Raw genomic sequence first — 13,174 nt, 5'->3', positions numbered from 1 at the left:
GACATGATTAATCAAATTTATCAACTGACAAAACCAAAGTTTATTAATATCAAATATCAGGAAGAAGAGATTGACCAAGAGAATCATATTCTCATTCGACCAAATTATATGGCGGTTTGTCACGCGGATCAACGTTACTACCAAGGTAAACGCGATCCCAAAATTTTAGCGAAAAAACTACCAATGGCTATGATTCATGAGTCTTGTGGTACAGTTATTTCTGATCCAACCGGTACCTACAAAGTTGGTCAGAAGGTTGTGATGATTCCAAATCAACCACCTATGCAAAGTGATGAGGAATTCTACGAAAATTACATGACTGGAACATATTTCTTATCAAGTGGCTACGATGGATTCATGCGAGAATTTGTTTCTCTCCCTAAGGATCGTGTGGTTGCCTACGAGGACATCGAAGATACAGTTGCTGCCATAACAGAGTTTGTCAGCGTGGGTATGCACGCTATGAATCGTTTCATGACAGTTTCTCACAGTAGACGTCAACGAATTGCAGTTATTGGTGATGGAAGTTTAGCTTTTGTCGTGGCTAATATTATCAACTACACCTTGCCTGAAGCTGAAATTATTGTCATTGGCCGCCACTGGGAGAAATTGGAACTCTTTTCATTTGCTAAGGAGCTCTATATTACGGATAGCATCCCAGAGGACCTTAGTTTTGACCATGGTTTCGAATGCTGTGGTGGTGATGGATGTGGACCTGCTATTAATGACTTAATTCGTTACATCAAACCACAAGGTACCATTCTGATGATGGGGGTTAGCGAGTATAAGGTTAATATCAACACTCGTGATTCATTGGAAAAAGGTTTACTACTAGTCGGCTCTTCTCGTTCTGGGCGACTTGACTTTGAAAATGCCATCCATATGATGGAGATTAAGAAGTTTGCCAATCGTTTGAAGAATATCATCTATCTTGAAGAACCAGTAAGAGAGATTAAGGATATTCATCGAGTTTTTGCAACAGACCTTAATACTGCCTTCAAGACAGTATTTAAGTGGGAAGTCTAATGAGGGATAATTGTGAAGGAAATTGTTAAAGAAAAGATCGCCTCTTTATTATCAGGTGATGAAGAAATTCATAGCGTTGAACAGTTGGGTGGGATGACCAATCAAAACTATTTGGTTCAAACATCCTCAAACCAGTATATCGTTAAGTTTTTCGGTAAAGGTACGGATAAATTAATCGACCGCCAGAATGAAAAGTTCAATCTTGAATTGTTGAAAGATTTGAAATTAGATGTAGAGAATTATCTTTTTGATATTGAAGCTGGTATCAAAGTTAATCAATACATTGAAAATGCTGAAACACTTAATTTAGATACCATTAAAACTAGATTTGAGAAAATTGCTCCCATTCTACAAACGATTCATGCATCTGGTAAAGAATTAAAAGGAGAGTTTGCTCCTTTTGAGGAAATCAAAAAATATGAATCCTTGATTCAAGGAGAGATTTACTATCCAAACTATGAAGCTGTCAGAAAATCAGTTCTTTCTTTAAAAAATGAGCTTGAAGAAATTGGTATTGAGAAGAAATCATGTCATATTGATTTGGTTCCAGAAAACTTTATTGAAGGACCAGACGGACATCTTTATCTGATTGATTGGGAATATTCATCCATGAACGATCCTATGTGGGACCTTGCGGCACTCTTTCTAGAGTCTGAATTCACTCCAGAAGAAGAGGAAAACTTTTTGGCTCATTACGAGAGTGAAAAGACTCCTGTTTCGAGACAGAAAATTCGAATTTATAAAATTTTGCAAGATATTATTTGGAGCCTTTGGACTATTTACAAAGAAGAAAATGGTGCAGACTTTGGAGATTATGGAATCTCTCGTTACAATCGAGCAGTAAAAGAATTGGATTTTAAGGGAGGTTCTCATGAAAACTAAAAATGGAGTTTCTTTTGGTTTACTTTCAGGTGTATTCTGGGGATTAGGATTAACCATTAGTGCCTATATTTTTTCAATCTTCACAGATCTTTCGCCTTTTGTAGTAGCAGCTGCACACGATTTCCTGAGTATTTTTATCTTGCTAGGATATCTACTCGTTAAAGAAGGAAAAGTTCGCTTTTCAATTTTCTTAAACATTCGAAATGTCAGTGTTATCGTTGGAGCACTATTAGCTGGGCCGATTGGTATGCAGGCTAACCTCTATGCTGTCAAATACATTGGTAGTTCCTTAGCTTCGTCTGTTTCAGCGATTTATCCTGCAGTTTCTGTCCTTCTTGCCTTCTTTATTCTAAAGCATAAGGTTTCTAAGAATACAGTATTTGGAATTTTGTTAATCATTGCAGGAATTATTGCTCAAACCTACAAGGTTGAACAAGTCAATTCCTTCTATATCGGAATTCTTTGTGCCTTGATTTGTGCGCTTGCTTGGGGGAGTGAAAGTGTTCTAAGCTCATTTGCTATGGAAAGTGATCTTAGTGAACTCGAAGCCCTCTTGATTCGACAAGTAACTTCCTTCCTGTCCTATCTTGTTATCGTTCTCTTCTCGCATCATTCATTTGCAGAAGTGGCAAACGGACAATTGTTGGGACTTATGATTGTCTTTGCAGCATGTAATATGATTTCTTATCTAGCCTACTATATTGCTATTAATCGATTGCAGCCTGCAAAGGCAACAGGTCTGAATGTGAGTTATGTAGTATGGACTGTTTTGTTTGCAGCAATTTTCTTGGGGCAACCCCTTAATTTACTGACCATCATTACTTCACTTATCGTAATGGCTGGTGTTTATATTATTATTAAAGAATAAAGGAGAAAACGCGTGAAAGCGATTATCTTAGCAGCGGGATTGGGAACTCGTTTGAGACCTATGACAGAAAATACTCCCAAAGCCTTGGTTAAAGTCAACCAAAAACCTTTGGTTGAATATCAAATTGAATTTTTAAAAGAACGTGGAATTGATGATATTATTATCGTTGTAGGTTATTTGAAAGAACAATTCGACTACCTTAAAGAAAAATACGGTGTTCGTTTGGTCTTCAATGATAAGTATGCTGATTACAATAACTTTTATTCTCTCTACCTGGTAAAAGAAGAGTTGGCCAACAGCTATGTTATCGATGCGGATAACTATCTTTTCAAAAATATGTTCCGTAATGATATCGAGCGTTCAACTTATTTCAGCGTTTATCGTGAGGATTGTGATAATGAGTGGTTACTAGTTTACGGAGATGATTACAAAGTTCAAGATATCATTGTAGATAGCAAAAATGGACGCATCTTGAGTGGTGTATCATTCTGGGATGCTCCAACAGCTGAGAAAATTGTTGGTTTTATCGATGAAGCCTATGCAAGTGGTGAGTTTGTGGACCTCTATTGGGACAACATGGTCAAAGATAATATCAAAGAACTAGATGTATATGTAGAAGAGTTGGAAGAAAATTCTATCTACGAAATTGATAGTGTCAAAGATTATCAAAAATTGGAGAAAATTCTCTCTTCACAAAAATAAGCAGTTTTTATGAACTGATACCTGACCTATTTTTACTTGACTTTTTAGGCTTGATGCAGTATACTAGTGAAAATTTAACCTTTAAGGGAAGTCCAGAGAGACTCACAAGGTGTCAGAGAAAAGAAACTACGATAGAAGCAGGTAAGCAAGTGCTTATTTGCTACTTTTGTGTGAATATCTTAACTGAAACCTTGCAATTGCAAGGTTTTTTCTTTATCTGATCCCCTTAAAATTTAAGGAGGAAAAGTTATGAATCCAAATTGTAAAAAGCGGATGGGAGCTATTCGCTTGGAGAATATGAAAGTAATATCTCAAGAGGAAATTGCGCCAGCGATCTTTGAGCTCGTTCTTGAAGGCGAAATGGTTGAAGCTATGAAAGCTGGTCAATTTCTTCATTTGCGTGTACCTGATGATGCCCATCTCTTGCGCCGTCCAATTTCAATCTCATCTATAGATAAGCTTAAGAAACAATGTCATCTTATTTATCGCATCGAAGGTTCTGGTACAGCAATCTTTTCAACATTGAAACAAGGTGATAGTTTAGATGTCATGGGCCCTCAAGGAAATGGCTTTGATCTATCTGAACTAGACAAGCATAGTAAAGTTCTTCTTGTTGGTGGAGGAATCGGAGTGCCTCCTTTACTTGAAGTAGCTAAACAACTTTATGAGAGAGGCGTAGAAATTACAACTGTTCTAGGATTTGCTTCAAAAAATGCTGTTATTTTGGAAGATGAGTTAGCTCAATATAGTCAAGTCTTTGTAACAACCGACGACGGAACCTATGGGATTAAAGGAAATGTTTCTGTAGTGATTAACAAATGTGACACTGAATTTGATGCCATTTATTCATGCGGAGCGCCAGGCATGATGAAATACATCAATCAAACATTTTACGACCATCCAAGAGCTTATCTATCTCTAGAATCTCGTATGGCCTGTGGTATAGGAGCTTGTTACGCTTGTGTCTTGAAAGTTCCAGATAGCGAGACAGTTAGCCAACGTGTATGTGAAGATGGACCTGTCTTTAAAACAGGAACAGTTGTTTTATAAGGAGAGTCTACATGACAACAAATCGATTACAAGTTTCTCTACCAGGCTTAGAACTAAAGAATCCTATCATTCCCGCATCGGGCTGTTTTGGTTTCGGACAAGAGTATGCCAAATACTATGATTTAGACCTGTTAGGATCTATCATGATAAAGGCTACAACACTTGAACCACGCTTTGGGAATCCTACTCCACGAGTGGCAGAAACACCTGCTGGTATGCTGAATGCCATTGGTCTACAAAATCCTGGTTTAGATGTCGTTCTCTCTGAAAAGTTACCTTGGCTAGAAAAAGAGTATCCCAATCTCCCTATAATCGCCAATGTAGCAGGATTCTCGAAACAAGAATACGCAGCAGTTTCTAGTGGTATCTCCAAGGCAAGAAACGTGAAAGCCATTGAGCTCAATATCTCTTGTCCAAATGTCGACCATGGAAATCACGGCCTATTAATTGGTCAAGATCCGGATTTGGCCTATGATGTGGTAAAAGCAGCCGTAGGTGCATCAGATGTGCCAGTTTACGTTAAATTGACACCAAGTGTAACTGATATTGTGACCATCGCAAAAGCAGTAGAGGACGCAGGAGCTAGTGGTCTTACGATGATCAATACTCTTGTTGGTATGCGCTTTGACCTTAAAACTAGAAAGCCGATTATCGCAAATGAGACAGGAGGTATGTCTGGGCCTGCAGTCTTTCCGGTAGCTCTTAAACTTATCCGTCAAGTCGCTCAAACAACGAATCTTCCAATCATTGGTATGGGGGGCGTAGATTCTGCTGAAGCTGCATTAGAAATGTATTTGGCGGGTGCCTCAGCAATTGGAGTCGGTACAGCAAACTTTACCAATCCTTACGCCTGTCCTGATATCATCGAAAACTTACCAAAAGTCATGGACAAATATCACATCGAAACTCTGGAGCAATTGAGAAAAGAAGTTAAAAGTAGCCTATAGTCTTTTTAAATTCGTAATATTTTGAATGCCTTCTTCTTTTTGGTATAATATGACTATGATTGTAACAATACCTATAAAAACTGAAAAAGACATTGCAACACCAGGTCCAACCGTCCTTGTATTGGGATATTTTGACGGTATTCACCTAGGACATCAAAAATTATTTAGCATTGCTGGGGAAATAGCTGCTAAAAAAAGATTGAGTGTTGCCTTAATCACTTTCCATGAATCACCAAAATTAACCTTAAATTCTTATTCGCCAGAGAACCTTCTTCATATTCTAAATGCTGAAGAGCGTGAACGTAAGCTTAAGAGAGCTGGAGTAGAAAATCTCTATCTGATGGATTTCTCAAGTCGTATTGCAAATATGACAGCTCAAGAGTTCGTAGATACCTTTGTTAAAGAAGCTAAAGCAGATACAATTGTAGTGGGATTTGACTATAGTTTAGGTTCTGATAGAAAATCAGCAGAAGATTTAAAAGAAATCTTTGATGGAGAGGTAATTGTCGTTCCTGCTGTTGAAGATGAAAAAGGGAAGATTAGCTCTACTCGTATTCGACAAGCAATCCTTGAAGGGGATGTGAAAGAAGCAGGACAGTTGCTAGGAAGTCCTCTTCCGACAAAAGGAATTGTTGTACATGGGAATGCCCGTGGACGGACAATTGGATATCCCACTGCCAATCTGGTTCTTTTGGACCGTACTTATATGCCGGCAGACGGTGTTTATACTGTTGATATCGAAATTAAGAGAAAACTCTATCGAGGAATGGCAAGTGTCGGTAAAAACGTAACCTTTGATGGAGAAGAAGAACGTTTTGAAGTCAATATCTTTGATTTTAACGAAGATATTTATGGAGAAACAGTGACTGTCTATTGGTTAGATCGAATTCGAGATATGGTAAAATTTGATAGTGTTGAACAACTGGTAAAACAGCTTGAAGAAGATGAAAAAGCTGCAAGAAAATAAAAATGAAGTTCGAATGAAAATTCGAGCTTTTTATTTTGTTAAAATCTTAGAAAAACAAGGATCAGAGATGAGATATATACTTAAGTCTGGTATAATTCTAATAAGAGATTAAAGGAGAAAATCATGTTTAAAGAAAAAAGAAATAAGGGTTTTATTTCTGTACTGATACTTTCGCTAGTATTCTTTGCGATTGCTTCTATTTCAGGATTCTTAGGTCAAATGCACAAGAAGCCTACAGAGAGGTTTGCAGATACGACTGATACTGGAAAAGAAGTTACTATGTCAGTCTACGGTATCTATCCTGAACCTGTTGGTGAAGTTGATGGTGGAACTGTTGTTTATATTGTGCAATATAGCAAGGAAGGTGAAGGAAAGTTTGCTGTAGTTGAGTCTAAAGTGAAAGATGAGTCAATTAATAAACTTCTTGAGAACGCAGACAATCTTGCTGATAATCCTGGAACTCTTACAGGTATACAGTTAGAACCCCTCACTAATACCAATTTTGTCAATACTTCTAAGAACACTAAGATTATCAATCTTGATGAATTTATTAGCTCTATTCTTCCTGCTAAATCAGTAGTCGCTCGTAATATGAATACAAGAATCTATCTCAGTCTCAGTGAATATTCTAGGGATAGCTTAAGCTATATTTTTGGTATTGTGATTTTCTCTGGTATGGGATTAATGACCTTAGTCGCAGCCTTTATCATACGAAAGAAAACAATTGATTCGTTCAAGGAACTTTATTGTTTGTATCCTGAATTAGAAGGAAATCTTGAGCTGCTTGATACTCAAGCAGAATTTTACGACCAGGACTTGAAAGTTATTTTGTATAAGAATCATCTCATTACTTATTACAAAGGAACCCAAGCTCTAGATCTTAGAGATGTGTGGAGGATCTATTTAGTACGTACAAGTTATAGCCGTTTTACCAAAGTTTATCAGTTGGTATATACTCGAAAGGATAGTTCTAAAAAGCATAGCTTGACTATTAGAAATACCAATAGAGTAGAAGAGCAATTAGAAGAATTCTGGAAAATTCTTCAGAAAAACTTTCCGGAAATCAACATTGGTAGTTTATAAGAAAGCATCCTTAAGGATGCTTTTTCTATTAGTAAAATTTTGGAAAAAAATGAATTTATAACTTGACATCTTAAATTTTAAAGAGTAGAATGTTTACTAGTTAATTAATTGGTTAAACACTAGTTAAGGAGTTGTTATGAAAAAAAGAAGTATCCTATGGGTCATGATGGCATTCTTTGCTCTTGCCTTAGGAGCGTGTGGACAAAAAGCCAGTCAAGAGAATAGAAATGAAACTAAGGGAATGAAGATTGTAACTAGTTTTTATCCTATCTATGCCATGGTCAAAGAAATTTCTGGCGACCTAAATGACGTTCGGATGATTCAGTCTGGTTCAGGTATCCATTCTTACGAACCATCCGCAAATGACATTGCAGCCATTTATGATGCAGATGTTTTCGTCTATCATTCCCATACCTTAGAATCATGGGCGGGAAGTTTGGATCCAAGTCTGCAAAAGTCTAAAGTAAAAGTCTTAGAAGCATCAGAAGGTATGATCTTGGAGCGCGTACCTGGATTAGAAGATATGGAAGCCGGAGATGGAATTGATGAGAAAACCTTGTATGATCCTCACACCTGGCTTGATCCTGAAAAGGTTGCAGAAGAAGCGCAGATTATCGCTGACAAGTTATCCGAACTAGACAGCGCAAACAAAGAAACTTATCAGAAAAACGCACAAAGTTTTAGTGCCAAAGCTCATGATTTAACCAAGAAATATCAACCCATCTTTGAAAAAGCCAATCAAAAGACCTTTGTAACCCAACACACAGCCTTTTCATATTTGGCAAAACGATTTGGATTGAATCAACTTGGAATTGCTGGCATTTCACCAGACCAAGAACCAAGTCCGAGACAGTTAACAGAGATTCAAGAATTTGTAAAGAATTATAAGGTTAAAACCATCTTTACAGAGAGTAATGTTTCGTCTAAGGTCGCTGATACACTTGTCAAATCAACAGGTGTGAGTCTTAAAACACTCAATCCTTTAGAGGCCGACCCACAAAATGACAAGTCCTACTTGGAAAATTTAGAAGACAATATAGCTATTTTAGCTGAAGAATTGAAATGAGGAGTTTATGAAAATTAATAAAAAATATCTAGCAGGATCTGCAGTGGTCCTTGCCTTAAGTGTCTGTGCTTACGCTTTAAATCAACATCAAGCGCCTGAGAACAAAGAAAATAACCGTGTATCCTATGTTGACGGTAAAGAGTCTGATGCTAAAAAGAATGAAAATCTGACACCTGACCAAGTTAACCAAAAAGAAGGAATAGAAGCTGAACAGATTGTTACTAAGATTACAGATCAAGGCTATGTGACTTCCCACGGTGACCATTTCCATTTCTACAATGGTAAGGTGCCTTATGATGCCATCTTTAGTGAAGAATTGGTCATGAAAGATCCAAACTATCAACTAAGTGATGGAGATATTGTCAATGAGATTAAAGGTGGCTATATCATCAAGGTGGATGGCAAATATTATGTCTATCTGAAGGATGCTAGTCATGCAGATAATATTCGTACCAAAGACCAAATCGAGAAACAAAAACAAGAACACACATCAGATAGTAGCAGTACAAGTAATGAAGTTATTGCTGCCAGAGCACAAGGTCGATATACAACTGATGACGGTTACGTCTTTAATCCTGCAGACATTTTAGAGGATACAGGTGACGCTTATATCGTTCCTCATGGTGGCCATTATCATTACGTTCCTAAGAGTGCTCTATCTTCAAGTGAATTGGCTGCCGCTCAAGCTTACCTTGCTGGAAGAGGAAGTCAACAAAGTCTAACAGACTACAAACCGATTCCAAGTGTTGAACCAAGTCATCAAGTAGAGAAACCAGCTACAAGCAATCCAGTACAAGAAGAAAATAATCTTCAAAAACTTCTAGAACAGCTTTATGCTTTACCAGTTAGTCAACGCTATAAAGAATCTGATGGTTTGGTATTTGACCCGGCTAAAATTACCAGTCGTACGCCTAATGGAGTTGCTATCCCTCATGGAAATCATTACCATTTCATCCCTTATAGTAGTTTATCTGCTTTGGAGCAAAAGATTGCACGCTTGATACCACTTTCAGGTCTAGTAACGCCATCAAATCCTGTAGAAACTCCAAGTAAACCAAACGAAGACCATGACCACAACCATGGCCACGAAGATGTTGATCATCATCACGAAGAAGGCCATGACCACGATCATGCTAATCATCATCACGATGAAGAAGAGCATGACCATGACTTCGCAGCTGATCGAGTAATTAGTGAAGACGACCAAGGTTTTGTAGTTTCACATGGAGACCACAATCATTATTTTTACAAGAAAGATTTGACGGCTCAACAAATCAAAGAAGCTCAAGAACACTTGAAATCTAAAACTGAAGTTAAACCTAATCCATCAGATGACCACCATGATGAAGACGGACATGATCACCACCATGGTAAAGACCATGATCACGGATTCGCTGCTGATCGCGTGATTAGTGAGGATGAGCAAGGTTTTGTAGTTTCACATGGAGACCATGCCCATTATTTCTTTAAGAAAGATTTATCAGCGGAGCAGATTAAAGCTGCACAAGACCATCTTCATAGCCATCAGCAGACAGAACCTGTTAAACCACTTGCAAAAGATGTAGATGCTTTTTCAAGAGACGCCAGTGATGAAGAAAAGATAGCTTACATCTCTAAAACTTATGGTGTTCCACTTGAAGCGATTCGTATTTCAAATGGATTCTTTGTATTTGGTAATCCAGACCAAGCTTATGACCCAACTCACATTCACCCTTATGCCGTTCGTAAGGAACACGTTCGTATTCCACTTCAGACTGGTGATGCGGAGCTTGATTTTCTAAATGAGCTCTATACAACCGCTCTACGTGATGGAGTCTCTCCATATAGTTTGCAAGTTGAAAATGGTAGTTTCGTCATTCCTCATGGAGACCATAACCACTACATCAAGGTTCAAACTAAAGGTTATGAAGTCGCTTTGAAAAACAAAATTCCAGCCTTACAGTCAACTTACCAACCTGGTGCTTTTGATGAAAAAGCAGTACAGTATAAGGTTGATCAACTTCTCGCAGAAAGTCGTGAACTTTACAAATATAAGCCAAGTCTGCAAAGACAGATTGAGCTTGCTTTGGGGCAATTTTCTGAAAATATGAAGAAACTCTCAACCAACTCAACTGCAGGATATTTGGCAGCTTTGGATTTGTTTGACAAGCAGTATATTCATATTGATTCTAGTGTCAAACCAACAGAAATTAGTCCTTTAGACAAGAAATATCAAGCTTTAGTAGATAAGATTAATACCTTGGATACAGATGCTTATGGACTTCCTAAAAAGGATCTCTTGACTCAGCTTCAAGAAAATAAACTGGCCCAAGATGAAGCAGGTTTAGATGCAGTTGAAGCTAAACTACAAGCTTTGCAGGACTTTAATGACCGTACTGGTGTTACGACAGTAGAATACATCAAGTATTTCTACCAACATCTATCTGATGGACGCTTAAATGACAATCTCCGCAGTAAAGTTGCCAACTTAACTTGGACACTATATCAGTCCCAGTCCTTCCTTAAGGCAACTGACTTGAACAAACTCTTCCCAGAAATCTACCAAACAAAATTGGAAGTTGAAGAAGCACTGAAAAATGAGCCGGTTGCAAGCAAGACTTCTGAAACAATCTTAGATACAGAAAAAGTTGATGGTCATAGTGCTAAAACTGCTGTTTATGAGTTCTTGAAAGGTTTGTATGACGATATCAAACCTGAGGAACAAAGTAATCATGTCTTAAAAGGGCAGGTAGAAGATCTTTTAACAAAAGCGGATGAATTAGTGGCTCAAGTCAAGGAAGAGGGTGTTAAAGCCTCACTCGCTGACGAAGTAAAAAATCTGAAAGCTGCTTTGGAGAAAGAAGACGCAGATCTTGATGAATTAAATACACAAGTCCAAGATCTTCTGAAACGCATTTCACAGACTATTCAGAATGAACGTGAAAATGCAAAACAAGATCCAGAGGTCGTGGCTCTCTATCAACAACTATACAACGGAGTCATTGCCCTTCATACTTATTTGGAATTGAAAAATGGTTCAGATGCTGATTTTGAAAAAGTCGATGCCTTGTTTGATAAACTAGCAGCGGCAAGTAAAGACAAGCAAGCTTTGCTGACGGTCGCTCAAGAAATCGTTTTGTTAAATCAAGAGTTCCAATCTAAAGGGAAGCCAGCTGAAACTAGCACTTCACAAACAAGTGAAGAGTCAAACTCACTTTTAAAAACGACATCTCCTGAAACAAGTGAGAAAGTAGTAAACTAAAAAAGAAGTAGCCTAGCTACTTCTTTTTTAGTCTTTGTAGGATACGATACCAATGATAGTATCAACTGCACGTTCCATGGTTTGAAGACTGACGTATTCAAAACGGCCGTGCATATTTTCTCCACCAGCGAAGATATTTGGCGTCGGAATTCCCATAAAGGAAATCTTAGAACCGTCTGTTCCACCACGGATTGGTTCGATGATAGGTGTGATACCAAGGTCCTCCATAACCGCTTTCGCAATGGTTACTGGTGTCATATCCTTTTCGATAACTTCCTTCATGTTGTAGTACTGGTCAGTTAATGTTAAAGTAACACGATTGCTACCCAGTTCTTGGTTCATCTTATCAGCAATAGCTCGCATAGCTTCCTTACGCGCTTCGAAAGTTTCTTTTTCAAAGTCACGAATGATGTAGCTAGCACGCGCTTCCTCGACCGTACCTGTCACATCCATGAGATGGTAGAAGCCTTGGTAACCCTCAGTCAGTTCAGGTCGGTCACCAGCAGGAAGTTGATTGTGGAAATCAATGGCTAACTGAAGGGCGTTAACCATTTGTCCCTTAGCTGTACCTGGGTGAACATTGCGACCTTGGAAATGGAGTTCAGCACCTGCAGCAGAGAAGGTTTCGTACTGAAGTTCACCAAGAGGACCGCCGTCAACTGTATAAGCAAAGTCGACATCGAAATCTTCTGCATCAAATTTGTTGGCGCCGACCCCAATTTCTTCATCAGGTCCAAAGCCGACACGGATTTCACAGTGTTTAATCTCAGGATGAGCAGTTAAGTATTCGATAGCTGTCATGATTTCTGCGATACCTGATTTATCGTCAGCACCGAGAAGGGTAGTCCCATCAGTCGTAATCAAAGTTTGTCCAGAGTACTTTTCAAGACTCTTGAAATCTGCCGGATCAAGCTTGAAACCAGAATTACCAAGCTCGATAACTCCGCCATTGTAGTTTTCAATAACTTGCGGGTTCACACCTTCCGCATTAAAATCTGCAGTATCCATGTGGGAGATAAAACCAATCTTACGAGTAAAACTAGGATCGTTAGCTGGAAGAGTACCGATAGCAAATCCATTTGGCAAATAATAGACATTTTGCAAACCGACACGTTTCATTTCTGGGATGAGAACATTAGTCGCAAAGTCTACTTGGCTTTGAGTGCTCGGTGTTGTAGTTGACTGCTCATCAGAACGTGTGTTAACTTTGACATACGTTAAAAAACGCTCTAGTAGTGTAGGGTATTTCATAAAAACTCCTTATTCATTTCTTTTTAAACCATTGTATCATAGAAAGATGATAAAAACAAAATTCGGAAAGTTGATAATAGCCTTATGTTAG

At 38.2% G+C, this 13,174-nt stretch carries 11 protein-coding genes; 10 read left to right on the top strand and 1 reads right to left on the bottom strand.

What is annotated here, in order from left to right; translation table 11 throughout:
* Nucleotides 1–3 precede the first annotated feature (3 nt).
* From KJR31_RS02865 to KJR31_RS02820, 10 genes are all read left to right on the top strand, one after another.
* Nucleotides 4–1,026, top strand: coding sequence for a ribitol-5-phosphate dehydrogenase (locus KJR31_RS02865; protein ID WP_214261987.1), 1,023 nt, complete (start codon nt 4–6; stop codon nt 1,024–1,026).
* Nucleotides 1,027–1,038: 12 nt separating this feature from the next.
* Complete coding sequence (locus KJR31_RS02860; protein ID WP_214261986.1) at nt 1,039–1,908, top strand: choline/ethanolamine kinase family protein; 870 nt, start codon at nt 1,039–1,041, stop codon at nt 1,906–1,908.
* Nucleotides 1,898–2,776, top strand: a complete 879-nt coding sequence (locus tag KJR31_RS02855) for a DMT family transporter (protein ID WP_214261985.1) — start codon at nt 1,898–1,900, stop codon at nt 2,774–2,776. The genes KJR31_RS02860 and KJR31_RS02855 overlap by 11 nt, the downstream gene beginning before the upstream one ends.
* A gap of 12 nt (nt 2,777–2,788) precedes the next feature.
* On the top strand, nt 2,789–3,478 hold the full coding sequence (locus KJR31_RS02850) for a sugar phosphate nucleotidyltransferase (protein ID WP_214261984.1): 690 nt from the start codon (nt 2,789–2,791) through the stop codon (nt 3,476–3,478).
* 249 nt (nt 3,479–3,727) lie between these two features.
* Nucleotides 3,728–4,528, top strand: a complete 801-nt coding sequence (locus tag KJR31_RS02845; protein WP_214261983.1) for a dihydroorotate dehydrogenase electron transfer subunit — start codon at nt 3,728–3,730, stop codon at nt 4,526–4,528.
* Nucleotides 4,529–4,539: 11 nt separating this feature from the next.
* Nucleotides 4,540–5,475, top strand: a complete 936-nt coding sequence (locus tag KJR31_RS02840) for a dihydroorotate dehydrogenase (RefSeq protein WP_214261982.1) — start codon at nt 4,540–4,542, stop codon at nt 5,473–5,475.
* A 55-nt stretch (nt 5,476–5,530) separates the two neighbouring features.
* Nucleotides 5,531–6,442 carry a bifunctional riboflavin kinase/FAD synthetase gene (locus KJR31_RS02835; RefSeq protein WP_214261981.1) on the top strand — a complete coding sequence of 304 codons (912 nt, stop codon included), beginning with the start codon at nt 5,531–5,533 and terminating at the stop codon, nt 6,440–6,442.
* A 123-nt stretch (nt 6,443–6,565) separates the two neighbouring features.
* On the top strand, nt 6,566–7,525 hold the full coding sequence (locus KJR31_RS02830) for a hypothetical protein (protein ID WP_214261980.1): 960 nt from the start codon (nt 6,566–6,568) through the stop codon (nt 7,523–7,525).
* Between the two features lie 136 nt (nt 7,526–7,661).
* Nucleotides 7,662–8,591 carry a metal ABC transporter solute-binding protein, Zn/Mn family gene (locus KJR31_RS02825; RefSeq protein WP_214261979.1) on the top strand — a complete coding sequence of 310 codons (930 nt, stop codon included), beginning with the start codon at nt 7,662–7,664 and terminating at the stop codon, nt 8,589–8,591.
* Between the two features lie 7 nt (nt 8,592–8,598).
* The gene (locus KJR31_RS02820) at nt 8,599–11,832 is read left to right on the top strand and encodes a pneumococcal-type histidine triad protein (RefSeq protein WP_214261978.1); all 3,234 of its coding nucleotides are present in this window, start codon (nt 8,599–8,601) and stop codon (nt 11,830–11,832) included.
* Between the two features lie 27 nt (nt 11,833–11,859).
* On the opposite strand, the gene pepT is transcribed toward KJR31_RS02820, so the two are convergent.
* On the bottom strand, nt 11,860–13,083 hold the full coding sequence (gene pepT, locus KJR31_RS02815) for a peptidase T (RefSeq protein ID WP_214261977.1): 1,224 nt from the start codon (nt 13,081–13,083) through the stop codon (nt 11,860–11,862).
* Nucleotides 13,084–13,174: the final 91 nt, after the last annotated feature.

This window comes from Streptococcus infantis, from assembly GCF_018499575.1.
GTDB classification, from domain to species: Bacteria; Bacillota; Bacilli; order Lactobacillales; family Streptococcaceae; genus Streptococcus; species Streptococcus infantis_K.
This window is presented reverse-complemented; position numbering and strand designations above follow the sequence as displayed.

Bases quoted from the DNA above. Each gene is read 5' to 3' on its own strand.
- pepT (WP_214261977.1), bottom strand. From the start codon at position 13,083: ATGAAATACCCTACACTACTAGAGCGTTTTTTAACGTATGTCAAAGTT.
- KJR31_RS02865 (WP_214261987.1), top strand. From the start codon at position 4: ATGATTAATCAAATTTATCAACTGACAAAACCAAAGTTTATTAATATC.
- KJR31_RS02830 (WP_214261980.1), top strand. From the start codon at position 6,566: ATGTTTAAAGAAAAAAGAAATAAGGGTTTTATTTCTGTACTGATACTT.
- KJR31_RS02835 (WP_214261981.1), top strand. From the start codon at position 5,531: ATGATTGTAACAATACCTATAAAAACTGAAAAAGACATTGCAACACCA.
- KJR31_RS02840 (WP_214261982.1), top strand. From the start codon at position 4,540: ATGACAACAAATCGATTACAAGTTTCTCTACCAGGCTTAGAACTAAAG.
- KJR31_RS02845 (WP_214261983.1), top strand. From the start codon at position 3,728: ATGAATCCAAATTGTAAAAAGCGGATGGGAGCTATTCGCTTGGAGAAT.
- KJR31_RS02825 (WP_214261979.1), top strand. From the start codon at position 7,662: ATGAAAAAAAGAAGTATCCTATGGGTCATGATGGCATTCTTTGCTCTT.
- KJR31_RS02855 (WP_214261985.1), top strand. From the start codon at position 1,898: ATGAAAACTAAAAATGGAGTTTCTTTTGGTTTACTTTCAGGTGTATTC.
- KJR31_RS02820 (WP_214261978.1), top strand. From the start codon at position 8,599: ATGAAAATTAATAAAAAATATCTAGCAGGATCTGCAGTGGTCCTTGCC.